General features: G+C 72.4%; 23 protein-coding genes and 2 tRNA genes. 21 read left to right on the top strand and 4 right to left on the bottom strand.

The window, feature by feature from the left end:
* Window positions 1–379: 379 nt before the first annotated feature.
* On the bottom strand, window positions 380–793 hold the full coding sequence (locus IF30_RS0121260; protein WP_030056266.1) for an SsgA family sporulation/cell division regulator: 414 nt from the start codon (window positions 791–793) through the stop codon (window positions 380–382).
* A 195-nt stretch (window positions 794–988) separates the two neighbouring features.
* Between IF30_RS0121260 and IF30_RS0121255 the strand changes: the two genes are divergently transcribed.
* The 3 genes from IF30_RS0121255 to IF30_RS0121245 all read left to right on the top strand — a co-directional run bounded on the left by IF30_RS0121255 (window position 989) and on the right by IF30_RS0121245 (window position 1894).
* Window positions 989–1444, top strand: a complete 456-nt coding sequence (locus IF30_RS0121255; RefSeq protein WP_030240793.1) for a TIGR02611 family protein — start codon at window positions 989–991, stop codon at window positions 1442–1444.
* An 84-nt stretch (window positions 1445–1528) separates the two neighbouring features.
* Window positions 1529–1600 (top strand) — tRNA-Val (locus IF30_RS0121250).
* A 222-nt stretch (window positions 1601–1822) separates the two neighbouring features.
* Window positions 1823–1894, top strand: a tRNA-Val gene (locus IF30_RS0121245).
* 80 nt (window positions 1895–1974) lie between these two features.
* Here the strand turns inward: IF30_RS0121245 and IF30_RS0121240 are convergent.
* Complete coding sequence (locus IF30_RS0121240; protein WP_030240790.1) at window positions 1975–2742, bottom strand: exonuclease domain-containing protein; 768 nt, start codon at window positions 2740–2742, stop codon at window positions 1975–1977.
* Window positions 2743–2906: 164 nt separating this feature from the next.
* Between IF30_RS0121240 and IF30_RS0121235 the strand changes: the two genes are divergently transcribed.
* The 4 genes from IF30_RS0121235 (at window position 2907) to IF30_RS0121220 (ending at window position 7368) form a co-directional block, all read left to right on the top strand.
* Window positions 2907–3461: a DUF4365 domain-containing protein gene (locus IF30_RS0121235; RefSeq protein WP_030240788.1), complete on the top strand. Its 555-nt coding sequence runs from the start codon at window positions 2907–2909 to the stop codon at window positions 3459–3461.
* Between the two features lie 32 nt (window positions 3462–3493).
* The gene (locus IF30_RS0121230) at window positions 3494–4657 is read left to right on the top strand and encodes a hypothetical protein (protein WP_051710737.1); all 1164 of its coding nucleotides are present in this window, start codon (window positions 3494–3496) and stop codon (window positions 4655–4657) included.
* Window positions 4658–4744: 87 nt separating this feature from the next.
* Window positions 4745–6724 carry a threonine--tRNA ligase gene (gene thrS / locus IF30_RS0121225; protein ID WP_030240782.1) on the top strand — a complete coding sequence of 660 codons (1980 nt, stop codon included), beginning with the start codon at window positions 4745–4747 and terminating at the stop codon, window positions 6722–6724.
* Between the two features lie 83 nt (window positions 6725–6807).
* The gene (locus tag IF30_RS0121220; protein ID WP_030240778.1) at window positions 6808–7368 is read left to right on the top strand and encodes an HIT family protein; all 561 of its coding nucleotides are present in this window, start codon (window positions 6808–6810) and stop codon (window positions 7366–7368) included.
* 94 nt (window positions 7369–7462) lie between these two features.
* On the opposite strand, the gene IF30_RS0121215 is transcribed toward IF30_RS0121220, so the two are convergent.
* Entirely contained in the window at window positions 7463–9109 is a 1647-nt protein-coding gene (locus tag IF30_RS0121215; RefSeq protein ID WP_030240775.1) for a hypothetical protein, read from the bottom strand.
* A gap of 206 nt (window positions 9110–9315) precedes the next feature.
* Here IF30_RS0121215 and IF30_RS0121210 point away from each other — a divergent pair, with 206 nt between their 5' ends.
* A complete protein-coding gene (locus tag IF30_RS0121210) occupies window positions 9316–9744 on the top strand; it encodes a thiol-disulfide oxidoreductase DCC family protein (RefSeq protein ID WP_030240773.1) in 429 nt (142 codons plus the stop codon).
* Here the strand turns inward: IF30_RS0121210 and IF30_RS0121205 are convergent.
* Window positions 9732–11780 carry an elongation factor G-like protein EF-G2 gene (locus IF30_RS0121205; protein WP_030240770.1) on the bottom strand — a complete coding sequence of 683 codons (2049 nt, stop codon included), beginning with the start codon at window positions 11778–11780 and terminating at the stop codon, window positions 9732–9734. The two genes, IF30_RS0121210 and IF30_RS0121205, sit on opposite strands and share 13 nt — an antisense overlap.
* Window positions 11781–12037: 257 nt before the next feature.
* Here IF30_RS0121205 and pgsA point away from each other — a divergent pair, with 257 nt between their 5' ends.
* The 13 genes from pgsA to secD all read left to right on the top strand — a co-directional run bounded on the left by pgsA (window position 12038) and on the right by secD (window position 23669).
* Window positions 12038–12685: a phosphatidylinositol phosphate synthase gene (gene pgsA, locus IF30_RS0121200; protein ID WP_030240768.1), complete on the top strand. Its 648-nt coding sequence runs from the start codon at window positions 12038–12040 to the stop codon at window positions 12683–12685.
* Window positions 12686–12701: 16 nt separating this feature from the next.
* Entirely contained in the window at window positions 12702–13676 is a 975-nt protein-coding gene (locus IF30_RS0121195) for a phosphatidylinositol mannoside acyltransferase (protein WP_234322786.1), read from the top strand.
* Window positions 13677–13716: 40 nt separating this feature from the next.
* Window positions 13717–14901 carry a glycosyltransferase family 4 protein gene (locus IF30_RS0121190; protein WP_030240762.1) on the top strand — a complete coding sequence of 395 codons (1185 nt, stop codon included), beginning with the start codon at window positions 13717–13719 and terminating at the stop codon, window positions 14899–14901.
* A 134-nt stretch (window positions 14902–15035) separates the two neighbouring features.
* Window positions 15036–15404 (top strand): 5-carboxymethyl-2-hydroxymuconate Delta-isomerase, encoded by a 369-nt coding sequence (locus IF30_RS0121185; RefSeq protein ID WP_030240758.1) that lies wholly within the window; start codon window positions 15036–15038, stop codon window positions 15402–15404.
* Between the two features lie 88 nt (window positions 15405–15492).
* Window positions 15493–15993 carry a hypothetical protein gene (locus IF30_RS0121180; RefSeq protein WP_051710743.1) on the top strand — a complete coding sequence of 167 codons (501 nt, stop codon included), beginning with the start codon at window positions 15493–15495 and terminating at the stop codon, window positions 15991–15993.
* 129 nt (window positions 15994–16122) lie between these two features.
* Window positions 16123–17034 carry a pyridoxal 5'-phosphate synthase lyase subunit PdxS gene (pdxS, locus tag IF30_RS0121175; RefSeq protein WP_030240753.1) on the top strand — a complete coding sequence of 304 codons (912 nt, stop codon included), beginning with the start codon at window positions 16123–16125 and terminating at the stop codon, window positions 17032–17034.
* Window positions 17035–17132: 98 nt separating this feature from the next.
* Window positions 17133–17756: a pyridoxal 5'-phosphate synthase glutaminase subunit PdxT gene (gene pdxT, locus IF30_RS0121170; RefSeq protein WP_030240750.1), complete on the top strand. Its 624-nt coding sequence runs from the start codon at window positions 17133–17135 to the stop codon at window positions 17754–17756.
* A 122-nt stretch (window positions 17757–17878) separates the two neighbouring features.
* On the top strand, window positions 17879–18637 hold the full coding sequence (locus IF30_RS0121165) for a YebC/PmpR family DNA-binding transcriptional regulator (RefSeq protein WP_030240747.1): 759 nt from the start codon (window positions 17879–17881) through the stop codon (window positions 18635–18637).
* A 138-nt stretch (window positions 18638–18775) separates the two neighbouring features.
* Complete coding sequence (gene ruvC / locus IF30_RS0121160; RefSeq protein ID WP_030240744.1) at window positions 18776–19330, top strand: crossover junction endodeoxyribonuclease RuvC; 555 nt, start codon at window positions 18776–18778, stop codon at window positions 19328–19330.
* Entirely contained in the window at window positions 19327–19938 is a 612-nt protein-coding gene (gene ruvA / locus IF30_RS0121155; protein ID WP_030240743.1) for a Holliday junction branch migration protein RuvA, read from the top strand. Before ruvC ends, ruvA begins: the two co-directional genes overlap by 4 nt.
* Before the next feature lie 55 nt (window positions 19939–19993).
* The gene (gene ruvB, locus IF30_RS0121150; protein WP_051710735.1) at window positions 19994–21064 is read left to right on the top strand and encodes a Holliday junction branch migration DNA helicase RuvB; all 1071 of its coding nucleotides are present in this window, start codon (window positions 19994–19996) and stop codon (window positions 21062–21064) included.
* A gap of 259 nt (window positions 21065–21323) precedes the next feature.
* Window positions 21324–21731 (top strand): preprotein translocase subunit YajC, encoded by a 408-nt coding sequence (gene yajC, locus IF30_RS0121145; protein ID WP_051710733.1) that lies wholly within the window; start codon window positions 21324–21326, stop codon window positions 21729–21731.
* Between the two features lie 147 nt (window positions 21732–21878).
* On the top strand, window positions 21879–23669 hold the full coding sequence (gene secD / locus IF30_RS0121140) for a protein translocase subunit SecD (protein WP_030240738.1): 1791 nt from the start codon (window positions 21879–21881) through the stop codon (window positions 23667–23669).
* Window position 23670 lies beyond the last annotated feature (1 nt).

The raw sequence follows: 23670 nt of genomic DNA, 5'->3' as shown, positions 1-23670 counted from the left end.
CCCAGACCATACCGGGCCTTGTGCCAGAAGGGTGAAGGGTTCTTTCGAAGGCGTGTACGGATCGCGTCAGAGCGTCCGAAACCGGGCGCCGCCCCGCCGCCCCGGCCCCGAAGCGGTGTGCGGACCGGACGGACGCGTACCGCGCCGGAACGACGTCGGCGTCCGACACTCAGGCCGGCCACCCGTTTCGGATGGCCGGCCTGAGTGCCGGGCGCCTGCGGTGCTGCGGGCCCGCTCCGGTGGGAGCGGGCCACCTGCCGGCCCCGAGACCGCGCGGTGCGCGGCTGAGTCCGCTGCCGTGCCCCCGAGTAGGACGGCTGCGATGACGGCAGGGGGTACGGCCCCGCCGACAGCGGGACGTGACCGCCTCCGGTCGGGGTCAGCTTTCGGCGAGGATGTGGGACAGCTCCCGGTCGAGGTCGAAGTGACGGTGTTCGGTGCCGGGGGGCACCGCGGCGTCCGTCCGCTTGAGGAACGACTCAAGCGCCCGGGCCGGGGCCTCCAGCAGGGCTTCTCCTTCCGGAGAGCTCAGTGCGATGCAGACCACCCCTTGCCCGTGGCTGCGGGACGGCCACACCCGGACGTCGCCGGTACCGGTGGGTCGGTGCAGCCCCTCCGCGAGGAGATCTCGGGCGAACACCCACTCCACGGTCTCGTCGGCGCCCGTGTGGAACGTGGCGTGCACGGCGTAGGGGTCGGCGGTGTCGTAGCGCAGGCCCGCGGGGACGGGCAGTGAGGACTCGCTGGACACGATGAGGCGCAGGTGCAGCTCGCAGCTGACCGTGGTGTTCATAAGCGCCATGGCCTTTCGCTCAGTGTGCGCTCGGGGAATCGCACGTCGGCGAACGGACCATCCCACCCCCAAGACCGATGTAAACCCCTCTGTCCCGATTCGGGCGCGAGTCGTACCCCTTACGGCGCATTGCGGAATCGTCCCGGTGTGGGCGGGCCCGGCATTACCGAGGTACTTCTTGGTTAGTTTCCTGGCATGACTGTGCGAAACGACAAGACGGCCGAGAACACGAGAACGGGTGAAGCGGCTACGGCGGATGACGGGGCGGCCGGCGGCCGGGCGGTCGGCTCGCGGGCCCCGGCCTTCGCCCGACGCTCCCCGGCGCTGCACCGGGTCTGGCAGGCGGTCGTCTTCCTGGCCGGCCTCGCCGTGGTCGGACTCGGCGTGGTCATGCTGCCGCTGCCCGGCCCCGGCTGGGTGGTGATCTTCCTGGGCATGGGGCTCTGGGCCACCGAGTTCGTCTGGGCCCAGCTGGTCCTGCGCTGGACCCGCCGCAAGGTCGCCGAGGCCGCCCGCCGGGCCATGGATCCGCGGGTGCGCCGCCGCAACCTGGTGATCACCGCGACGGGGCTGGCCGTCATCGCCGTGGCCGGGGGCTGGTACCTGGCCCGCTACGGCCTGGTCGCGCCCTGGCGGCTCGGCGGGAGGTGAGGGGCCCCGGCCCGGAGTCGGAGTCGGGGGCGGGGAGGGTGTTCGGACCACCCTCCGGGATGCGGTAATGTTTTCCCTGCACCCGGGCGATTAGCTCAGCGGGAGAGCACTTCGTTCACACCGAAGGGGTCACTGGTTCGATCCCAGTATCGCCCACCGGAATGCATAGTGATATGTGAGGCCCAGCCGATTATCGGCTGGGCCTCACATGTATTTCCGGTAATCCTCCCGAAGGGCCGGCCGTAATCGGCTGAGCCTCAGTCACCTTCCGCGCGGAGCGCGAGTTCTGTGGATGTGTCGGCGCATCCGTCGGCGCATCCCCGAAGGGGCGAGTTGTACGACCGCCCCCGAATGGTGCTACTGTTCTTCTCGTTGCCCGGGCGATTAGCTCAGCGGGAGAGCACTTCGTTCACACCGAAGGGGTCACTGGTTCGATCCCAGTATCGCCCACCGGACAGCACGCAGGCCCTGACCAGGAAACCGGTCAGGGCCTGCGGCGTACCCGGGGTCCGAGGTGCCCGGGCCGACCGCTACGCCGCTGCCTCGCAGCCGTGGTCCGGCTCCAGCCGGCGTCCGCAGCCGCACCGGGCCGGCCGCAGCGGCCAGGACAGGTCCACCCGCTCCGTCACCCCCGAGCGGTCGAACCAGCTCTGCAGCCCGCGTGCCTGCGCCGCGTGCCAGGTCGCCTGCCGCAGGTGCAGCTCAGCCGGCGTCAGCCCGCCGAGCGCCGCCGGGTAGCGGGCGCCTATTCGCCGGGTCAGGGCCAGCGCGGCCGTCGCGTCCGCCGCCGCGTCGTGTGCTCCGGCCAGCTCCACGCCGTAGTGGGCGCACAGGTCCGTCAACGTCCGGCGGCCCTTGCGGTAGCGGTCCACGTGCTTGTCCAGCACCCGCGGATCCAGCACCAGCAGCCCGGCCGCCTCCAGGCCGTCGGCCAGCGTCAGCCCGTGGTGGCGGCGCAACTCCCGGTCCAGCAGCGTCAGATCGTACGGCGCGTTCATCACCACCACGGGATGCCCGGCCCGTGCCTCGGCCGCCAGCGCGCGGGCGACCTCCGCCACCACCGCGCGGGCCGGTCGGCCGTGGGCGCGGACCCGCTCGTCGGTGATGCCGTGCACCGCGCGGGCGCCGTCCGGGATCGGGACGCCCGGATCGGCGAGCCAGGTGGTCGTCCGCACCGGTGCGCCCGGGGCGAGTTGGACGACGAGGGCGGCCGAGACGATCCGGTCGGACTCGACGTCCACGCCGGTGGTCTCGGTGTCGAAGGAGGCGAGCGGGCCGGTGTACCAGTGCTGCTGCATGACTGCCCCTCAGACGAGCGTTGTGCGCCCGGTTGATACCCGGTTCTGACGCCTCTTCAACCCGTTTGGCCCAGGCCCGACCGGGGATCCTGCCCATGACGGTCCCGTTCGTACGACCGGCGCGTCCGAGACGGCGGGCCCGGAACCGGGGAGGCCACGGGGCGATGGCACTCACACAGCCGCAGCCCGAGGAGGCGGCGGCCGTCCTGCGGGGAAACCTCGCGACCACCGCGTGCATGGAGACGCTGCAGGTCGGCTATCTGCACGCGGTCGCCGCCGCGGCCGGCTGCTCGCTCTGCCAGCCGTTCCCGGACAACGGCATCGACTGGCAGGTCAACCACGGCTCCCGGGCGCACGACGTGGACGACGAGGTCACCATCAAGGTCCAGCTCAAGGCCACCCAGCAGATCGCCCCCGATCCGGCGGGACGGTTCTTCAGCTTCACCCTGGACAACGACCACCTGCGCAAACTCGCCCGCCCCAGGGTCGCCGTCCCCCGGATCCTGGTCGTGATGCTGCTGCCGAGCCGGGTCGACCACTGGCTCCGGGCCCGCCCGGACGCCCTGGAGCTGCGCCACTGCTGCTACTGGGTCACCCTGGCCGGCCACCCCGTCACCGGACAGCGGCGCACCAACGTCCGGGTGCCCACCGACCAGGTCTTCGACGACCGCGCGCTCTGCGACATCATGGCCCGGGTCGGCGCGGGCGGCAGCCCGTGACGGCCCGGCCCCGGCAGCGAGGAGCCGAACCCATGACCCTGCCGCACGGACCGGGCGAGCCGGCCCGACCGCTGCCCGACCCGGCCACCGTCGACCCCGCGGTGCTCGCCACCCTGCTCGCCCGGCACGGCTGGGTCCGCCGCGGCGGCCCGGCCGCCCGGTACGGACGCTGGACCCCGCCCGACGGCGAACCCGGCACCAGCCTGCTCGTCCCGGCCGGGGGCGGCTTCGACGACGCCGTCGAACTCCTCGCCGACGCCGTCACCGCGCTCTCCCGCTCCCGCACCCCCTCAGCCCGCTCGATCCTGCTCGCCCTCGCCGTCCCCGGAGACGAACTGCGCTGGCGCCGCGAACCGCCCGGCCCGGCCGACACCACCCCCTGGGACGACGCCGAGCGGCTCCGCCGGGCGGCCCGCGGGATGCTCGCCGCCGGGGCGAAAGCCGCCCGGACCAGGGCCGCCTACTTCGGTGCCCGCCTGGACGGCCTCGCCGGGGACTACCTGGACCGTGTCCTCGTGGTCGAGCAGGGCGCAGCCCTCACCGCGTACACGCCGGCCCCGGAGGGGCGCGCCGCCGTCACCACCCTCGTCCGCGCACTGGAGGCGCTGCGCGACGCGGTCGACTTCCGCCGGGTCAGCGGCGGGCCCGAGGCCTTCGAGAACGCCGTCCAGGCCGGGGTCAGCCGGGAACTCGTCCGGTCCGTCGAGGAGCTCGTCCGCGACGCGACGGCGGCCCGGCTCACCGTCTCCTGGTCGCCCGCCGCCGGGACGCCGGGCGGCTTCGGGAACCGCGGGGTCGTCCTCGACTTCTCTCCGGGGGACCTGCCCGCCCTCGCCGAGGCCGCCGGGCTGCTGGAGCGGATCGAGCCCGCCGTCGCCGTCACCGTGGTCGGCGTGGTCACCCGGCTCAAGCGCGACGACCCGGCCGGCCCGGGCTCGGTACGGCTGCGCGTCCTCGGCGGCGCCGAGGTCCGCGAACTCAAGGTCCGGCTGCCCGACCCCGGGTACCGGCTCGCCGCCGAGGCCCACCTCGCCGGCCTGCCCGTCCGGGTCGCCGGCAGGCTGGAGCGGCACGGCGGCTTCCGCCGGCTCACCCACCCCCACGGACTGGAACTGTGCGGCTGGGAGGAAGGGGACCGCGAGCGGCTGCTGAAGTCGCTCGGCGAGGGCGCGGAGGGAGGGGAGGAGGGGACGTAGGTGGACGGCGGGGGCGGCGCTCTCGGTACCATCGTCACGCGCAGCGCTGTGTTGCGTCCTCTGAATCCAGCACGTCAGGAGAGACCGGTGACGGACGTCCGGGTAATCATCAGCCGCGAACCCGATCGGGAAGAGCGCGTGGTGACGACGGGCACTACGGCCGCCGAGCTCTTCGCCGACGACCGCTCGATCATCGCCGCCCGGGTCGGCGGACAGCTCAAGGACCTCGCCTACGCCGTCCAGGACGGCGACGAGGTCGAGCCGGTCGCGATCGGCAGCAAGGACGGCCTCGACATCCTGCGCCACTCCACCGCGCACGTCATGGCCCAGGCCGTGCAGCAGCTCTACCCGGAGGCCAAGCTCGGCATCGGCCCGCCGGTCAAGGACGGCTTCTACTACGACTTCGACGTCGAGAAGCCCTTCCACCCCGATGACCTCAAGGCCATCGAGAAGAAGATGCAGGAGATCATCAAGCGCGGGCAGAAGTTCTCCCGCCGCGTGGTCACCGACGACTCCGCCCGCGAGGAACTGGCCGCCGAGCCGTACAAGCTGGAGCTGATCGGCCTCAAGGGCTCCGCCGCGACCGCCGGCGAGGGCGCCGACGTCGAGGTCGGCGCGGGCGAACTCACCATCTACGACAACCTGGACGCCAAGACCGGCGAGCAGTGCTGGGGCGACCTCTGCCGCGGCCCGCACCTGCCCAGCACCCGCCACATCCCGGCGTTCAAGCTGATGCGCAACGCGGCCGCCTACTGGCGCGGCAGCGAGAAGAACCCGATGCTCCAGCGCATCTACGGCACCGCCTGGCCGACCAAGGACGAGCTGAAGGCCCACCTCGACTTCCTCGTCGAGGCTGAGAAGCGCGACCACCGCAAGCTCGGCAACGAGCTCGACCTCTTCTCCATCCCGGAGGAGATCGGCTCCGGCCTCGCCGTCTTCCACCCCAAGGGCGGCATCATCCGCCGGGCCATGGAGGACTACTCGCGCAAGCGGCACGAGGAGGAGGGCTACGAGTTCGTCTACACCCCGCACGCCACCAAGGGGAAGCTCTTCGAGAAGAGCGGCCACCTCGACTGGTACGCGGACGGCATGTACCCGCCCATGCAGCTCGACGAGGGCGTGGACTACTACCTCAAGCCGATGAACTGCCCGATGCACAACCTGATCTTCGACGCGCGCGGCCGGTCGTACCGTGAACTGCCGCTGCGCCTCTTCGAGTTCGGGACGGTGTACCGCTACGAGAAGTCCGGCGTCGTGCACGGCCTGACCCGGGCCCGCGGCTTCACGCAGGACGACGCGCACATCTACTGCACCCGCGAGCAGATGGCGGAGGAGCTCGACTCCACGCTGACCTTCGTGCTCAACCTCCTCCGCGACTACGGCCTGACCGACTTCTACCTGGAGCTGTCGACCAAGGACCCGGTGAAGTTCGTCGGCAGCGACGAGGTCTGGGAGGAGGCCACCGCCGTCCTGGCGAGCGTGGCCGAGAAGCAGGGCCTGCCGCTGGTCCCGGACCCGGGCGGCGCGGCCTTCTACGGCCCGAAGATCTCGGTGCAGGCGAAGGACGCCATCGGCCGCACCTGGCAGATGTCGACCATCCAGCTGGACTTCAACCTGCCGGAGCGCTTCGACCTGGAGTACACGGCGGCGGACGGCTCGCGCCAGCGGCCGGTCATGATCCACCGTGCGCTGTTCGGCAGCATCGAGCGGTTCTTCGCGGTGCTGCTGGAGCACTACGCCGGCGCCATGCCGCCGTGGCTGGCCCCGGTCACCGTGACCGGCATCCCGATCACCGACGAGCACGTGCCGTACCTGCTGGAGGTCGCGGCCGAGCTGAAGAAGCACGGGATCCGGGTCGAGGTCGACACCTCGGACGACCGCATGCAGAAGAAGATCAGGAACGCGCAGAAGAGCAAGGTCCCGTTCATGCTCATCGCGGGCAACGACGACGTCGAGGCGGGCGCGGTGTCCTTCCGCTACCGCAACGGCGAGCAGAAGAACGGCGTACCGGTGGCCGAGGCGGTCCAGGAGATCGTCGACGCGGTGAAGGACCGGATCCAGGTGTGATCCGCCGGCACCACCGTCCCGCGCGGGGCAGGCTCTCCCGATGAGTCTGCCCCGCGCGGCTTTGCATCCACCGTCGGGCGAATATGCTGATCAGCATGACGACTGAGCCGGAACTGCAGCGGGGCGTCGGGGAGCCGGACGGCTTCCGCCGCCTGTGGACCCCCCATCGGATGGCGTACATCCAGGGTGAGAACAAGCCCACCGGCCCGGCTCCGGACGACGGTTGTCCGTTCTGCTCGATCCCGTCGCTGAGCGACGAGGACGGGCTGGTCATCGCCCGGGGGAGCGCCGTGTTCGCGGTGCTGAACCTGTACCCGTACAACGGCGGGCACCTGATGGTGGTCCCGTACCGGCACGTGGCCGACTACACCGACCTGGACGAGGCGGAGACGGCCGAGCTGGCCGACTTCACCAAGAAGGCGATGACCGCGCTGCGCGCGGCCTCCGGGGCGCACGGCTTCAACATCGGGATGAACCAGGGCGCGGCGGCCGGCGCCGGGATCGCGGCGCACCTGCACCAGCACGTGGTGCCGCGCTGGGGCGGCGACACCAACTTCATGCCGGTGGTCGGTCACACCAAGGTGCTGCCGCAACTGCTCGCGGACACCCGCAAGATGCTGGCCGAGGTCTGGCCGAAGGGCTGAGGTCCGGCCGAAGGGCCGAGGCGGAGCGATCGCGGGAAGGGGCCCGCCACCGACGGGGATCGGTGGCGGGCCCCTTCGCCGTGGGGCGGCCGGCTCAGCCGGCGTTGAACGTGTCGACGTCGTACGGACGGGGGCTCTGCGCCTCGGACTTGATGACCGAGGTGCGGTTCTTGAAGAAGCGGTCGGCGTCGAGGTCGTGCTCCCGCAGGAACTCCAGCGTGGCGGTGTGGACCGCGTTGAGCACCGGGACGGAGGCGTTCATGGCGTTGTCGATCATGGTGCGGTTGTCCCAGGCGCGGCCGACCCAGACGTGCCGCAGTCCGAACGGCTCGGGCAGGCCGAGCCCGCCGCCGAGCCAGCCGAGCAGGCCGGGCATCCGGTGGAAGGGTGCCCGGACGGCCTGGCGGACGACCTCGTCGTTGTCGATCAGGGGGAGCTTGACGGTGCGCTCCTCCCAGAACTTCACCGTCCGGGAGATCGTCTTCTCCTTGTCCTTGGGCTTGTCGAAGAAGACGCCCTTGACCGGGCCGAGCGCGTAGCCGGCCACCGAGATGGTCAGCACGTCGGCGAGCAGCGTGACGGTGACGGTGAAGGTCAGGACCAGCTTGCCGTCGTGGGTGATGAACTGGGTGGCGAGGTAGTGCCGGGGGCCGCCGGGGAAGGTCTGCTTGTCGGCGATGCTCTGCACGGCGAAGTCGCGCATCCGGTCGCCGTCCATGTCGGCGTTGCCGGGGCGGCTGATCTCGTCGGCGCCCGCGCTGATGTCGAAGACCACCCACTGCTTGACGGCCACGTTGGGGATGCCGCTGTTGGCGACGTGGCTGATGCCGAGGCCCTTGAGGTGGGAGGAGATCCGGCGGACCAGGTCCCACGGGTGGAAGGCGCGGAAGTCGGCGTGGCCCTCGGCGGGGTGCAGGGTGTCGGCGAGGCGCCACTCGCCCCAGCGGCGGCCGGCGCCGAGGATGCCCTTGGGGACGGCGTAGTGGTGGACGTTGGTGTCCTGCTCGGCGTCCAGGCGGCCGAGCTTGTCGCGCAGTTCGACGGCCTTCTTGTCGAGGTCGTCGCGGGGGACGGCCTTGGCGACGGTGGCGGCCACCGCGCTGCCCTCGACCAGGGACTGCCAGCGGGCGCGCATGTCCTTGGCGGAGCGCTCCACGATCCGGCGGGCGAGGTACCAGCCGACGATCGGGGCGAGCATCGTGATCCGCAGGTAGACGCCCAGGACGCCGACGGCCGGGGGGCGCAGCACGAGGAAGACCGCGAGGGCGCCGGCCAGGGCGAGGGCGATGCCGCCGTAGACGCCCGCGCTCCTCGGGCTGTCCCGCTTGAGCCAGGCGCGGACCTGGAAGGCGGCGAGCCAGAGCAGGGTGCCGGGCAGGAAGAGCGCGCCGGTGACGAGGGTGACGGTGGTGAGCTGCCGGTCCCGGGCGTGGCGGAGCTCCTCGGCGGCCAGGCAGTGCTCGACGACCTGGCGGGTGTCGACGCCGAAGGACGGGACGAGGGGCTTGCGGCCGCCGCCGAGCGCGCGGGAGACGAGCGCCTTGCTGAAGGCCTCGCCGACGTTGGGGCGGAAGAGGGCGAAGCGGCCCTTCTTCTCCTTGGCGTCGGCGACGGCTTCCACGAAGGGGCCGACCTCGCCGTCGCGGTAGGCGGCCGAGGAGAGCGCCTGGGTGACGGCGGTCTGCGGGCCGGCGTCGGTACGGGGTATCTGCGCACCCGGGGTCATGTCGAGCGTGGTCACGGTGGCGTCCCCTCCTCCCCTTGTCAGCGGCAGGTTACCGTGCCGCGGCGGCCCTGCGCGGATGATCGTCTGAAGTACCGTCACGATCGGGCCGAACCGGCGCCCGAGGGGCATGATGCCCAGCTTCGGTCCGGTCGATACCCCGCGGGGCGGGCCGGGGCGGGGCGGAGGATGATGCCGGTGGGAACGAGGAAAGGGGAAGGGCTGTGAAGGATCCGGTGCTGGTCTTCGACGGGGACTGCGCGTTCTGTTCGTCCTGTGTGCGCTGGGCCGAGCGGTACCTGCGGCAGACGCTGGCCTCGGGCGGCTGGGAGGCGGTGGCGTTCCAGTTCGCCGATCTGGCGGCGCTGGACGCGCGCGCGGGCGGCCGGGGGGAGGTGTCGGCCGAGCGGGCGGAGCGCGAGGTGCTGTGGGTGACGCCGACGGGGCGGGTGCACGGGGGCGCGCAGGCGGTTGCGCGGCTGCTGATGCGCTCCGGCGGGGCGTGGGCGTACCTGGGCGCGGTGTTGACGGCGGCGCCGGTGCGGCCGGTGGCGGCCCTGGCGTACCGGTGGGTGGCGCGCAACCGGCACCGGCTGCCGGGGGGTACGGCGGCGTGCGCGCTGCCGAACCGTCAGGCCGCTCAGTCGGTGTAGCGCTCGGCCAGGGCAGTGGGCATGGGTTCGTGGCGCAGGTAGGCGCGGGAGAACTCGGCGGTGCCGTGGGTGAGGGAGCGCAGGTCGACGGGGTAGCGGACGAGTTCGAGTTCGGGGACCTCGGCGCGCAGCAGGGTGAGGCCGGGGCCGCCGGTCTCGGTGCCGAGGACGCGTCCTCGGCGGGCGGAGAGGTCGCCGAGGACGGCGCCGAGGTAGTCGTCGGGCAGCAGGACGCTGACTGCGGCGACGGGTTCGAGCAGGCGGATGACGGCGTGCTCGGCGGCGTCGCGCAGGGCGAGGGCGGCGGCGTTCTGGAAGGACGCGTCGGATGAGTCGACGGAGTGCGCCTTGCCGTCGGTCAGGGTGACCCGGACGTCGACGAGCGGGTAGCCGGTGGCGACACCCTTGCCGAGTTGGGCGCGGACGCCCTTCTCGACGGAGGGGATGAAGTGCTTGGGGACGGCGCCGCCGACGACGTGCTCGTGGAACTCGAAGCCCGAGCCGGCCGGGAGGGGTTCGACCTCGAGGTCGCAGATGGCGTACTGGCCGTGGCCGCCGGACTGCTTGACGAGGCGGCCGTGGCCGGCGGCCGCGGTGCCGAAGGTCTCGCGCAGGGCGACCTTGGGCGCGACGGTGTCGACGTGGACGCCGTGGCGGGTGCGGAGGCGGTCGAGGACGACCTCGGCGTGGGCCTCGCCGGTGCACCACAGGACGAGCTGGTGGGTGTCGGGGTTCTGTTCGAGGCGTAGTGCCGGGTCCTCGGCGGTGAGGCGGGCGAGAGCCTGGGAGAGCTTGTCGTCGTCGGCCTTGCTGTGGGCTTCGACGGCGACGGGGAGCAGGGGTTCGGGCAGGGTCCAGCCGTCGAGGTCGACGGGGTGGCCGGGGTCGTGGACGGTGTCTCCGGCGCGGGCGGTGGTGAGCTTGGCGGCGCAGACGAGGTCGCCGGCCACGGCGTGCGGGACGGGGCGCTGGAGCTTGCCGAACGGGCTGGTGAGGGCGGTGACGCGTTCGTCGCCGTTCTGGTCGGCGGTGTGGGCCGGGCCGACGAGGTGGATCTTGGTGTCGGGGCGCAGGGTGCCGGCGTAGACGCGCAGCAGGCTGATCCGTCCGACATAGGCGTCGCCGGTGACGCGGACGACCTGGGCGGCGAGCGGGGCGTCGGGGTCGCAGGCGGGGGCGGGGCGGGTGCGCTCGGTGGGGTCGGGGAACGTGTGCGCGACGAGGTCGAGCAGTTCCGTGGCGCCGAGGCCGTTCTCGCTGGTGGGGACGGCGGGGTGGAGCGCGCAGGCGAGGACTTCGCGGCGCAGGCCGGCTTCCAGGGAGTCGGTGTCGAGGGCGTCGCCGGCGAGGTAGCGCTCCATGAGGGCGTCGTCCTGGCCGGAGATGGCCTCGACGAGGCTGTCGTGGGCGGGCCCGGTGTCGGGGAGCGGGCTGGCGTCGCCGTAGGTGTCGCCGGTGAGGAGGTCGACGCTGCCGTCGGGGTGGCCGTCGTGGAGGACGGGCAGGTAGAGCGGGCGCAGGGTGTCCGGGCCCAGGTCGAAGGCGTCGTGGCAGGCGGTGAGGATGTCGTCGAAGCTGCTGCGGGCGATGTCGAGTTTGGCGACGGCGATGGCGCGGGGGATGCCTTCGGCGGCGCACTCGCGCCACAGGGCGCGGGTGGGGGCGGTGACCGGGTCGGTGGCGGAGACGACGAAGACGGCGGCGTCGGCGGCGTGCAGGGCGGCGCGCAGGTCCGCGGTGAAGTCGGGGTGGCCGGGCGGGTCGAGCAGGTTGATCTTGACGCCCTTCCATTCGAGCGGCAGCAGCGAGAGCTGGACGGAGCGCTGCTGCTGGTGCTCGATGTCCTCGTGGTCCGAGACGGTGGTGCCGTCGGTGACGCGGCCGGCGCGGCCGATGGCGCCGGCCGCGTGGGCGAGGGATTCGGCGAGGGTGGTCTTGCCCACACCGCTGGAGCCGATGAGGACGACGTTGCGCAGGTCCCGGGGGCCGGTGACGGCGGGTGCCTGGCCGGCTCGTGCCGTGCTGCGGTCGGGCATCGGGGTCTCCTCCCGTGGCGCCGAGGCTGTCCTTCGCAGTCTAGGGTCGGGTCCGCCCGGGGCGCGTGTCGTACGACCGGTCGGTGACCGTACGTGTGCGTGCCGGGGGTGGGGGCGGTCTCGGGCGGTGCGTGCGCCGGAGCGTGTCGTCGGCGTGGCTACGATGGGTGGGCCGGACGGGCTGATCCGTTCGGCCGTCTGCCGCGCGTGTGCTGCGCCAGGCGGGTATCTGGGAGATCGGAGCGGCTGGGAAGGCCATGCTCAACAAATACGCGCGTGCCTTCTTCACACGTGTCCTGACCCCGTTCGCCGCGTTCCTGATCCGGCTGGGCGTGAGCCCGGACGCGGTGACGCTGATCGGTACCGCCGGCTCGGTGGCCGGTGCGCTGGTGTTCTTCCCGCGCGGGGAGTTCTTCTGGGGCACCATCACGATCACCCTGTTCATCTTCTCGGACCTGGTGGACGGGAACATGGCCCGCCAGCTGGGCCGGAGCAGCAAGTGGGGGGCTTTCCTGGACTCCACGCTGGACCGGGTCGCGGACGCGGCGATCTTCGGCGGCCTGGCGATGTGGTACGCGGGCAAGGGCGACAACAACCTGCTCTGCGCGGTGGCGATCTTCTGCCTGGCGAGCGCCCTGGTGGTGTCGTACACCAAGGCGCGGGCGGAGAGCCAGGGCCTGCCGTGCGACGTGTCGGGGCTGGTGGAGCGGGCCGAGCGGCTGGTGGCGAGCCTCGTGGCAGCCGGGGTCGCCGGTCTGCACAAGTTCGGTATGCCGTACGTGGAGTGGCTGCTGCCGGTGGCGCTGTGGCTGGTGGCGGCGGGCAGCCTGGTGACGGTGTTCCAGCGGATGCTGACCGTGCGCCGGGAGGCGTTCGAGGCCGACCGAGCGGCGGCCGGGAGCTGATGGGGGGCGTCCTGCGGTGACGGACCGACTGGTGTACTGGGCGTACGCGCTGGGGTGGGGGCTGCTGAAGCACCTGCCGGAACCGGTGGCGCGGGGGTTGTTCGACCGGCTGGCGGACTACGCGTGGCGCAAGCGCGGCAAGCGGGTGCTGCAGTTGGAGGCGAACCTGCGCCGGGTCCGCCCGGAGCTGGACGAGGCCGCGCTGCGGTCGCTGTCCCGGGCCGGGATGCGCTCGTACCTGCGGTACTGGATGGAGTCGTTCCGGCTGCCGGTGTGGAGCCGGGAGCGGGTGGCCCGGGACGTCCGGGTGGACGGCTTCGAGCACCTGCGGGGGACGCTGGAGGCCGGTCGGGGCGCGGTGATAGCGCTGCCGCACATGGGCAACTGGGACCTGGCGGGCACCTGGGTGGCGCAGCAGGGCTACCCGTTCACCACGGTCGCGGAGCGGCTGAAGCCGGAGCGGCTGTTCGACCGGTTCGTGGCGTTCCGGGAGGGCCAGGGCATGGAGGTCCTGGCGCTGACCGGCGGCGGGGTGAACGTGATCGGCACGCTGGCGCGAAGGCTGCGGGAGGGCCGCCTGGTGTGCCTGGTCGGGGACCGGGACCTGTCGGAGGCCGGCATCGAGGTGTCGTTCTTCGGCGAGGCCACCCGGATGCCGGCCGGTCCGGCGGCGCTGTGCCAGCGGACCGGGGCGGCGCTGCTGCCGGTGACGCTCTGGTACGACGGCCCGGTGCTGCGGGCGCGGATCCACCCCGAGGTGGTGGCGCCCGAGGAGGGCGACCGCAAGGAGCGCACCCGGGCGATGACCCAGGCGATGGCGGACGTGTGGGAGCGGGGGATCCGCGAGTACCCGCAGGACTGGCACATGCTGCAGAAGTTCTGGCTGGCCGACCTGCCCGCCCGTGAGACGGTGAAGGCGGAGGCGTCCGCGGTGCGCGCGGAGGCGGCTCCGGAGCCCGCGGCCGAGGCCACCGGGGCCTCCGGGGCATGAGTCCGGCCGGTACGACTGTCCTGAGGAGCTTGAGGAACCCGTGAAGATCGGCATCGTCTGTCCGTACGACTGGGACGTCCCCGGCGGGGTGCAGTTCCACATCCGGGACCTGGCCGAGCACCTGATCGCCCTGGGGCACGAGGTGTCGGTGCTGGCGCCGGCCGAGGACGACGAGGCGCTGCCGCCGTACGTGGTCTCGGCCGGGCGGGCGGTGGCCGTGCCGTACAACGGGTCGGTGGCGCGGCTGAGCTTCGGCATCCTGTCGGCGGCGCGGGTGCGGCGGTGGCTGCACGACGGGCGGTTCGACATCCTGCACGTGCACGAGCCGGCCTCGCCGAGCCTGTCGATGCTGGCCGCCTGGTCGGCGACCGGGCCGATGGTGGGGACCTTCCACACCTCCAACCCGCGCTCCCGGGCGATGATCGCGGCCTCGCCGATCCTGCAGCCGGGCCTGGAGAAGATGCGGGCCCGGATCGCGGTGTCGGAGTACGCCCGGCGGACGCTGGTGGAGCACCTGGGCGGGGACGCGGTGGTGATCCCGAACGGCGTGGACGTCGGCTTCTTCGCCGGGGCCGAGCCGGACGAGCGGTGGACCGGCGGTGCGGCGAAGGGCGAGCCCGGCACGATCGGCTTCATCGGCCGGATCAACGAGCCGCGCAAGGGCCTGCCGACGCTCCTGGCGGCGCTGCCGAGGATCGTGGCGGAGCGGCCGGGGGTGCGGCTGCTGGTGGCCGGCAAGGGCGACGAGCAGGAGGCCGTCGCGGGCCTGGCACCGGAGGTGCGCCGCCAGGTGGAGTTCCTCGGGATGGTGAGCGACGAGGAGAAGGCCAGGCTGCTGCGCAGCGTGGACCTGTACGTGGCGCCGAACACCGGCGGCGAGAGCTTCGGCATCATCCTGGTCGAGGCGATGTCGGCGGGCGCCCCGGTGCTGGCGAGCGACCTGGACGCGTTCAAGCAGGTGCTGGACGGCGGGGACGCCGGCGAACTGTTCCCGGTGGAGGACGCGGACGCGCTGGCCGGGACGGCGCTGCGGCTGCTCGGCGACCCGGCGCGGCTGGACGAGCTGCGGAAGGCAGCCTCGCGGCACGTGCGGCGGTTCGACTGGTCGACGGTCGGCGCGGACATCCTGGCGGTGTACGAGACCGTGACGGCGGGGGCCGCGGCGGTGGTCGAGGAGGACGAGCGCAGCGGGCGGCGCGGCCGGTTCGGGCTCGCCCGGGACTGATCCGCGCCTGGTGGGCGCCTGGTCGGCGCCTGGGCCGTGCCTGGTCCGCGACTGCGGAGGGGGGCCGGGCCGTGCCGGCCGTCGGTGGGGTTAGGGTCGGACGACCGTACCGCTGCACAGCAAGGGGGAAACCGATGCCGCACATCTCCGTCGACTACTCGGCCGGCCTGGCCGACGGCTTCGACCGCCGGGCGCTGGGCCTGGCCATCAACCGGCTCGCGGAGGAGACGATCGACGCCAAGCCCGGGTCCTGCAAGACGCTGTTCCGGCAGAGCCAGCAGCTCGTGGTCGGCACCGACGGCACTCCGGCCGACGCCCAGGTGTACGTCGAGGTCCAGATGTTCCCGGGCCGGACGCCGGAGGCGAAGGCCGCGTTGAGCGAGGGCGTGCTGGCGCTGCTGGCCGAGCACGTCAAGCCGGCCGCCGGGACTCGGCTGCTCACCGCCGTGAACCTCGCGGACATCGACCGGGACGGTTACCGCAGCGCGGTCGCGGCGGGCTGACACCGGCTCGGGCGTCCGGTGACACCCGGTAACGTAGCGGCCCGTGACTACCTGGATCTGGGCCGGCGTGGCCGTGGTGCTCTTCGGCATGTACCTGAGTTGGACGGCCGGCCGGTTGGACCGGCTGCACGCCCGGATCGACGCCGCTCGGGCGGCGCTGGACGCGCAGCTGGTCCGCCGGGCCTCGGTGGCGATGGAGCTGGCGACGTCCTCGCTGCTGGACCCGGCGGCCTCGCTGCTGCTGCTGGACGCGGCGCACGCGGCCCGGCAGGCCGACGACGAGCAGCGCGAGGTGGCGGAGAGTCAGCTGAGCCTGGCGCTGCGGGCGGTGTTCGAGGAGCCGGAGCAGGTGGCGGTGCTGGTGGCCGAGCCGGGGGGCGAGGACGCGGTCCGGGACCTGACGGCCGCCGTGCGCCGGGTGCCGATGGCCCGTCGGTTCCACAACGACGCGGTGCGGGCGGCGCGCGCGGTGCGCGAGCACCGGCTGGTGCGGTACTTCCGGCTGGCCGGGAAGGCGCCGTTCCCGATGGCCTTCGAAATGGACGACGCCCCGCCGCCCGCCCTCACGCCCGAAGGGGCGCCTGCTTAGGGTGTTCCCCGGATACGGCCCGTTTGTCGTATCCCGTCGCCCGGGCTGGACTCGGTGGCACATGGAGGGGGAACCCCTTCCGCCTACCATAGGGCGATAGCACTGGTTCATCTTCGAGTGAGGTCTCACGTGTCCACCACCCACACCACCGCAGACCAGCCGCAGATCGGCACCGCCCGGGTCAAGCGCGGCATGGCCGAGCAGCTCAAGGGCGGTGTGATCATGGATGTGGTCAACGCCGAGCAGGCCAAGATCGCCGAGGACGCCGGCGCGGTGGCCGTCATGGCGCTCGAGCGGGTTCCGGCCGACATCCGCAAGGACGGCGGGGTGGCCCGCATGTCCGACCCGAACATGATCGAGGAGATCATCGCCGCGGTCTCCATCCCGGTGATGGCCAAGTCCCGCATCGGCCACTTCGTCGAGGCCCAGGTGCTGCAGTCGCTCGGTGTCGACTACATCGACGAGTCCGAGGTGCTGACCCCGGCCGACGAGGTCAACCACTCGGACAAGTGGGCCTTCACCACCCCCTTCGTCTGCGGCGCCACCAACCTGGGCGAGGCCCTGCGCCGCATCGCCGAGGGCGCGGCCATGATCCGCTCGAAGGGCGAGGCCGGCACCGGCAACGTCGTCGAGGCCGTCCGCCACCTGCGCCAGATCAAGAACGAGATCGCCAAGCTGCGCGGCTTCGACAACAACGAGCTGTACGCCGCCGCCAAGGAGCTGCGCGCCCCGTACGAGCTGGTCAAGGAGGTCGCCGAGCTGGGCAAGCTGCCGGTCGTGCTGTTCTCCGCCGGTGGCGTGGCCACCCCGGCCGACGCCGCGCTGATGCGCCAGCTGGGCGCCGAGGGCGTCTTCGTCGGCTCCGGCATCTTCAAGTCGGGCGACCCGGCCAAGCGCGCCGCCGCCATCGTGAAGGCCACCACCTTCTACGACGACCCGAAGATCATCGCGGACGCCTCCCGCAACCTCGGCGAGGCCATGGTCGGCATCAACTGTGACACCCTGCCGGAGACCGAGCGCTACGCCAACCGCGGCTGGTAGTCGCCGCAGCTCCCGAGCCGGCCCGCCGCAGCGCCTCGGCGCGTGCGGCGGGCCGTGCCACGTACTCCCGTAGGAACGATCGATTGAGGTTGAAGACCGTGAGCACTCCAGTCATCGGCGTCCTCGCCCTGCAGGGCGACGTCCGCGAGCACCTCGTGGCGCTGGCCGAGGCAGACGCCCTCGCCCGTCCGGTGCGCCGCGCCGAGGAGCTGGCCGAGGTCGACGCGCTGGTCATCCCCGGTGGGGAGTCCACCACCATGTCCAAGCTGGCGCTGCTGTTCGGCGTGATGGACCCGCTGCGCGAGCGGGTCGCCGCCGGGATGCCGGTCTACGGCACCTGTGCGGGCATGATCATGCTGGCCGACAAGATCCTGGACGGCCGCGACGACCAGGAGACGGTCGGCGGGATCGACATGACGGTCCGCCGCAACGCCTTCGGCCGCCAGAACGAGTCCTTCGAGTCCGGGATCGCCTTCGAGGGCCTGGACGACGCGCCGGTGCACGGCGTCTTCATCCGCGCCCCCTGGGTCGAGGCGGTCGGCGCGGGCGTCCAGGTGCTGGCCGAACTGCCCGCCGCGGACGGCCCGGAGAGCCGGATCGTCGCCGTGCGCCAGGGCAACCTGCTGGCCACCTCCTTCCACCCGGAGCTGACGGGCGACCACCGGGTGCACGGGTACTTCGTGAGGATGGTCGAGGAGCACCTCGCGGTGGCCGCGCGCTGACGGCGTGACGACCGGGCGGCAGCCGCGCGGTGGCCGCGCGCTGACCGTGTGCGTCTCACCGGTGACGGCACCGGTAAGATCTCATCTGTTTCATTCCCATTGGCGACGTAAAGGAGCTGGCGATGTCCGGCCACTCTAAGTGGGCTACCACCAAGCACAAGAAGGCCGTGATCGACGCCAAGCGCGGCAAGCTCTTCGCCAAGATGATCAAGAACATCGAGGTGGCGGCGAAGACCGGCGGGCCCGACCCGGCGGGCAACCCGACCCTGTACGACGCCATCCAGAAGGCGAAGAAGAGCTCGGTCCCGATCGACAACATCAACCGCGCCGTCAAGCGCGGTGGCGGTCTGGAGGCCGGCGGTGCCGACTACCAGACCATCATGTACGAGGGCTACGGCCCCAACGGCGTCGCCGTCCTGATCGAGTGCCTCACCGACAACCGCAACCGCGCCGCCTCCGACGTGCGCGTCGCGATGACCCGCAACGGCGGCTCGATGGCCGACCCGGGCTCGGTGTCGTACCTGTTCACCCGCAAGGGCGTCGTCATCGTCCCCAAGGCCGACGGCGTGGACGAGGACAAGCTGTTCGAGATCGTCCTCGACCAGGACCCGGAGGAGATCAACGACCTCGGCGACTCGTTCGAGATCGTCTCCGAGGCCTCCAAGATGGTCGACGTGCGCACCGCGCTGGTGGACGCCGGCATCGACTACGACTCGGCCGAGGCCAACTTCCTCCCGAGCATGCAGGTCGAGCTGGACGTCGACGGCGCGCGCAAGATCCTCAAGCTGATCGACGCGCTGGAGGACAGCGACGACGTGCAGAACGTCTTCGCCAACTTCGACATCCCCGACGAGGTCGGTGCGCAGCTCGACGCCGAGTGATCGACGGCGAGTGATCGACGGCGAGTGATCGTTCCCGCTGCCCGGCCCGGTGGTCCCAGGACCGCCGGGCCGGTGTCGTCGGCGGGTTGTCGGACCCGGACGGTAGCCTTCGCAGGTCGGAGACGAGAGGCGGGGCGAGTGGTACGGGTACTGGGCGTGGACCCGGGGCTGACCAGGTGCGGGGTCGGCGTGGTCGAGGGCGCGCCGGGCCGGCCGTTGCGGATGGCCGGGGTCGGGGTGGTGCGCACCCCCGCCGAGGCCGAGATCGGGCAGCGCCTGCTCCAGGTCGAGCAGGGCATCGAGGCCTGGCTGGACGAGCACCGGCCCGACCTGGTCGCCGTCGAGCGGGTCTTCGCCCAGCACAACGTGCGCACCGTGATGGGCACCGCACAGGCCAGCGCGGTCGCCATGCTCTGCGCGACGCGCCGCGGCATCCCCGTCACCCTGCACACCCCGAGCGAGGTCAAGGCGGCCGTCACCGGCTCCGGCCGGGCCGACAAGGCCCAGGTCACCGCCATGGTGCAGCGCCTGCTGCGACTGGACGCGCCGCCCAAGCCCGCGGACGCCGCCGACGCGCTGGCGCTCGCGATCTGCCACATCTGGCGCGGCGGGGCGACCAACCGGCTGGAGGCCGCCGTCCGGGCCGCCCGTGCCACGCCCCGCGCCACCCCCGTGAAAGGAACCTTCCGGTGATCGCCTTCGTGCAAGGGCCCGTGGCGGCCATGTCCTCCGGGGTCGCGGTGGTCGAGGTCGGCGGGGTGGGCATGGCGGTGCAGTGCACCCCGAACACGCTGGCCGGCCTGCGGCTGGGGGAGCCGGCCCGGCTGGCGACGTCGCTGGTGGTGCGGGAGGACTCGCTGACCCTCTTCGGCTTCGCGGACGACGACGAGCGCGCCGTCTTCGAGATCCTGCAGGCCGCGCCGGGTGTCGGTCCCAAGCTGGCGCAGGCGATCCTCGGTGTGCACAGTCCCGACGCGCTGCGGGCCGCGATCGCGGGCGGGGACGAGAAGGCGCTGGTCGCCGTGCCGGGCATCGGCAAGGCGAAGGCCGCCAAGCTGCTGCTGGAGTACAAGGACAAGCTCGGTGCCCCGCACGGTGCGGTGCCCGCGCAGAAGCCGATCGCCACCGGCCCGGCGCCGTGGAGCGAGCAGTTGCACTCCGCGCTGACCGGCCTCGGCTACGCCCCGCGCGAGGCGGACGAGGCGGTGGCGGCCGTCACCCCGGATGCCGAGGCCCAGCAGACGCCGGACGTCGGCGCGCTGCTCCGGCTCGCGCTGCGCGGCCTCAACCGGGCCCGCTGAGACCACCTGACGACCTGTCGGCTTGTCGACTTCGGAGACTTTGGAGCCCGCAACGATGCACGACTCGGAACCCGCCGACCGGCTGGTCACGGCCGCCGCGGACGGTGAGGACCAGGCGGTGGAGGCGGCACTGCGCCCCAAGCTCCTGGACGAGTTCATCGGCCAGGAGCGGGTGCGCGAGCAGCTCTCCCTGGTGCTCCAGGCCGCCCGCAAGCGCGGCAGCGCGCCCGACCACGTGCTCCTGAGCGGGCCGCCCGGGCTGGGCAAGACCACCCTTTCCATGATCATCGCGGCCGAGCTGGGCGCCCCGATCCGGATCACCTCCGGCCCGGCCATCCAGCACGCGGGGGACCTCGCGGCGATCCTCTCCTCGCTCACCGAGGGCGAGGTGCTGTTCCTCGACGAGATCCACCGGATGTCCCGGCCCGCCGAGGAGATGCTCTACATGGCGATGGAGGACTTCCGGGTCGACGTGATCGTCGGCAAGGGCCCGGGCGCCACCGCCATTCCGCTGGAGCTGCCGCCCTTCACCCTGGTCGGCGCCACCACCCGGGCCGGCCTGCTGCCACCCCCGCTCCGGGACCGCTTCGGCTTCACCGGGCACATGGAGTTCTACGCCCCGTCCGAGCTGCAGCGGGTGGTGCACCGCTCGGCCGCCCTGCTGGACGTGGAGATAGACCCGGCGGGCGCCGCCGAGATCGCGGGCCGCTCGCGCGGCACCCCCCGCATCGCCAACCGGCTGCTGCGCCGGGTGCGCGACTACGCGCAGGTGCGGCACGACGGCGTGGTCACCGTCGAGATCGCCGCCCAGGCGCTGGACGTCTACGAGGTGGACGCCCGGGGGCTGGACCGGCTGGACCGCGCGGTGCTGGACGCGCTGCTGAGGCTGTTCGGCGGCGGTCCGGTCGGTTTGTCGACACTCGCGGTCGCCGTGGGGGAGGAGTCGGAGACCGTCGAGGAGGTGGCCGAGCCCTTCCTGGTCCGCGAGGGCCTGCTCGCCCGGACCCCGCGAGGGCGGATCGCCACCGCCGCGGCCTGGCAGCACCTCGGGCTGACCCCGCCGGTCCAGACCACTCGCACCCGCCTGCCGGCCCAGTCGGAGCTGTTCCCGGCCGACGAAAGTTGACCGCCCTCGGCTGAACGGGTGAGCCGCACCCGGACGTTCCCGCCCGGTGCCGCCGCCGCGCCCCAAGGCGGGGCCGGGAGCCCGGTCCCGGAAACAGTGCAGGCGGAGGGTCGCCACTTTCGGGGCCAGGATGCGATGCTTGGCGTTGTCCGATCGATTCGGGGTTGCATAGACTCCGCCGGACCGCCCCTCTCACCTGACGGGCCGACCCATACCACACAGGCCGCCGGCCGGCGGCCCGTAAAGGACCCTGGCTGCAGTGAACCTCATCATCCTTCTCCTCCCGATCATCGCGATCGTGCTCATGTTCCGGTCGCAGAAGAAGCGCCAGCAGCAGCAGCAGAGCATGCAGACCGCGCTGGAGCCCGGGGCCGGAGTGCGCACCATCGGCGGCCTGTACGCCCAGGTGAAGGCGGTCAACGACGAGACCGTCGAGCTGGAGATCGCGCCCGGCGTGGTCACCCACTTCACCAAGAGCGCAGTCGCGGCCGTCCTGGACCCCCAGGAGTACGACGCGATCATCAACGGCCGCCCCGCCGATGACGAGCTCCCCGAGCCGGAGGCCGAGGACGCCGACGCCGAGCCGGCCGAGGACAAGCCGCTGTCGCTCACCAAGGACAGCGCCGAGAAGGGCGACGTCGAGGGCGGGGCTCCCGCGAGCAAGTAGTACGGACGGGCAACCCGCCCGGCCGCGCGGCGCAGTGCCGCGAGCCCACAGGACCTCAGGGCCGCAGAACCGCCGGACCCCTGTCCCGCCACGAGCCGGACGGGGGTCCGGTCGGGGAAGTGGCATGGACAGGGAGAAACGAGCAAGGTGGCAACACCCAAGTCGCGCCCGCGCGACGGCTACCCAGGGCGGGCGCTGGCCCTCATCCTGGTCGTCACCGTCGGACTGGTCGCCCTCATGTTCGGGACGGGCAACACCAAGCCCCGGCTCGGGATCGACCTCGCCGGTGGCACCAGCATCACGCTGACGGCGAAGTCGACGGACCCCAAGGCGATCAACAAGTCCAGCATGGACATCGCCACCGGGATCATCGAGCGCCGCGTCAACGGTATGGGTGTCTCCGAGGCGGAGGTCCAGACCCAGGGTGACGACACGATCATCGTGAACATCCCCAAGGGCGGCGACCGGCAGAACGCGGCGGACCAGGTGGGTACCACCGCGAAGCTGTTCTTCCGTCCCGTCCTGGCCGTGGCGCCCAGCGGCATCACCGCCCCGACGCCGACCGGCACCCCGTCCGCGGGCGCCACCGGCACCCCGGGCGCGACCCCGTCGGCCGCCGCCGGCACGCCGTCCGCGCCCGCGAGCGCCACCAAGCAGGGCCGCACCGTCGGTGAGGCGCTGGCCGCCGAGGGCGCCAGCCCGACCGCCGCCGCGACCGGCGCGAGCGCGGCCCCGACCGCCGCCGCGACCGGCAGCGCCGCCCCGAGCGCCCCGGCCACCCCGCCGAGCGCCGCCGACCTCAGCGCCGCGATGACCCAGGGCACCGTGCCGCCGGAGCTGTCCGCCGCCTTCGCCGCCCTCGACTGCTCCAAGCCCGAGGTCCGCGCCGCCCAGACCGGCCCCGAGGACAAGGCCGTCGTCGCCTGCTCCCAGAAGGCCGAGAACGGCTACTACGAGAAGCTGGCTCTCGGCCCCGTCGCCGTGAAGGGCTCGGACGTCTCCAAGGCCCAGCCCAGCCTGGACACCCAGCAGGGCTCCGGCTGGCAGGTCCAGCTGCAGTTCAACGGGACCGGCACCGACGCCTTCGCCAAGGTCACCGGCCAGCTGGCCACCCAGACCCCGCCGACCAACCAGTTCGCCATCGTGCTGGACAACCAGGTCGTCTCGCACCCGCAGGTCAACGGCCCGATTCCGGGCGGCAGCGCGGTCATCACCGGCCGCTTCACGCAGGCCGAAGCGAAGGACCTCGCCAACGTCCTGGGCTACGGCGCCCTGCCGCTGGAGTTCGCCAAGAGCGACATCACTACCGTCTCCCCGGCCCTGGGCGGGGACCAGCTCAAGGCTGGTCTCGTCGCGGGTCTGATCGGCATGCTGCTGGTCGTCGCGTACTCGCTGGTCTACTACCGCGGCCTCGGCCTGGTCTCGATCGCCGGTCTGATCGTCTCGGCGATCATGACCTACTCGATCATGAGCCTGCTCGGCGGCGGGATCGGCTTCGCGCTGAACCTGCCCGCCGTCTGCGGTGCGATCGTCGCGATCGGCATCACCGCCGACTCCTTCATCGTGTACTTCGAGCGCATCCGCGACGAGGTCCGCGAGGGCGCCCCGCTGCGCCCGGCGGTCCAGCGGGCCTGGCCGCGCGCCCGGCGCACCATCCTGGTCTCGGACTTCGTGTCCTTCCTCTGTGCCGCGGTGCTCTACGCGGTCTCGGTCGGCAAGGTCCAGGGCTTCGCGTTCACGCTGGGGCTGACCACCGCGCTCGACGTCGTGGTGATCTTCCTCTTCACCAAGCCGCTGATCACGCTGCTGGCCCGCCGCAAGTTCTTCCTGGACGGCCACCCGTGGTCCGGCCTGGACCCGAAGCGGCTGGGCGCCCGCCCGCCGCTGCGCAGCAGCCGTCGTCGTAGCCCCTCCTCTGCCGCCGTGAAGGAGGCCTGAC

Source organism: Streptomyces sp. NRRL S-350 (assembly GCF_000719705.1).
In the GTDB taxonomy this organism is placed as follows: Bacteria; Actinomycetota; Actinomycetes; order Streptomycetales; family Streptomycetaceae; genus Kitasatospora.
Note: the sequence above shows the minus strand (reverse complement) of the source record. Positions and strands in the feature narration are given on the sequence as shown.

What these genes read in the sequence shown, in the direction of transcription:
- IF30_RS0121220 (WP_030240778.1), top strand. Translation starts at nt 6,808, where the DNA reads ATGCTGATCAGCATGACGACTGAGCCGGAACTGCAGCGGGGCGTCGGG.
- IF30_RS0121180 (WP_051710743.1), top strand. Translation starts at nt 15,493, where the DNA reads ATGTACCTGAGTTGGACGGCCGGCCGGTTGGACCGGCTGCACGCCCGG.
- IF30_RS0121165 (WP_030240747.1), top strand. Translation starts at nt 17,879, where the DNA reads ATGTCCGGCCACTCTAAGTGGGCTACCACCAAGCACAAGAAGGCCGTG.
- IF30_RS0121205 (WP_030240770.1), bottom strand. Translation starts at nt 11,780, where the DNA reads ATGCCCGACCGCAGCACGGCACGAGCCGGCCAGGCACCCGCCGTCACC.
- IF30_RS0121185 (WP_030240758.1), top strand. Translation starts at nt 15,036, where the DNA reads ATGCCGCACATCTCCGTCGACTACTCGGCCGGCCTGGCCGACGGCTTC.
- IF30_RS0121260 (WP_030056266.1), bottom strand. Translation starts at nt 793, where the DNA reads ATGAACACCACGGTCAGCTGCGAGCTGCACCTGCGCCTCATCGTGTCC.
- pgsA (WP_030240768.1), top strand. Translation starts at nt 12,038, where the DNA reads ATGCTCAACAAATACGCGCGTGCCTTCTTCACACGTGTCCTGACCCCG.
- IF30_RS0121230 (WP_051710737.1), top strand. Translation starts at nt 3,494, where the DNA reads ATGACCCTGCCGCACGGACCGGGCGAGCCGGCCCGACCGCTGCCCGAC.
- IF30_RS0121255 (WP_030240793.1), top strand. Translation starts at nt 989, where the DNA reads ATGACTGTGCGAAACGACAAGACGGCCGAGAACACGAGAACGGGTGAA.
- ruvB (WP_051710735.1), top strand. Translation starts at nt 19,994, where the DNA reads ATGCACGACTCGGAACCCGCCGACCGGCTGGTCACGGCCGCCGCGGAC.
- IF30_RS0121235 (WP_030240788.1), top strand. Translation starts at nt 2,907, where the DNA reads ATGGCACTCACACAGCCGCAGCCCGAGGAGGCGGCGGCCGTCCTGCGG.
- IF30_RS0121240 (WP_030240790.1), bottom strand. Translation starts at nt 2,742, where the DNA reads ATGCAGCAGCACTGGTACACCGGCCCGCTCGCCTCCTTCGACACCGAG.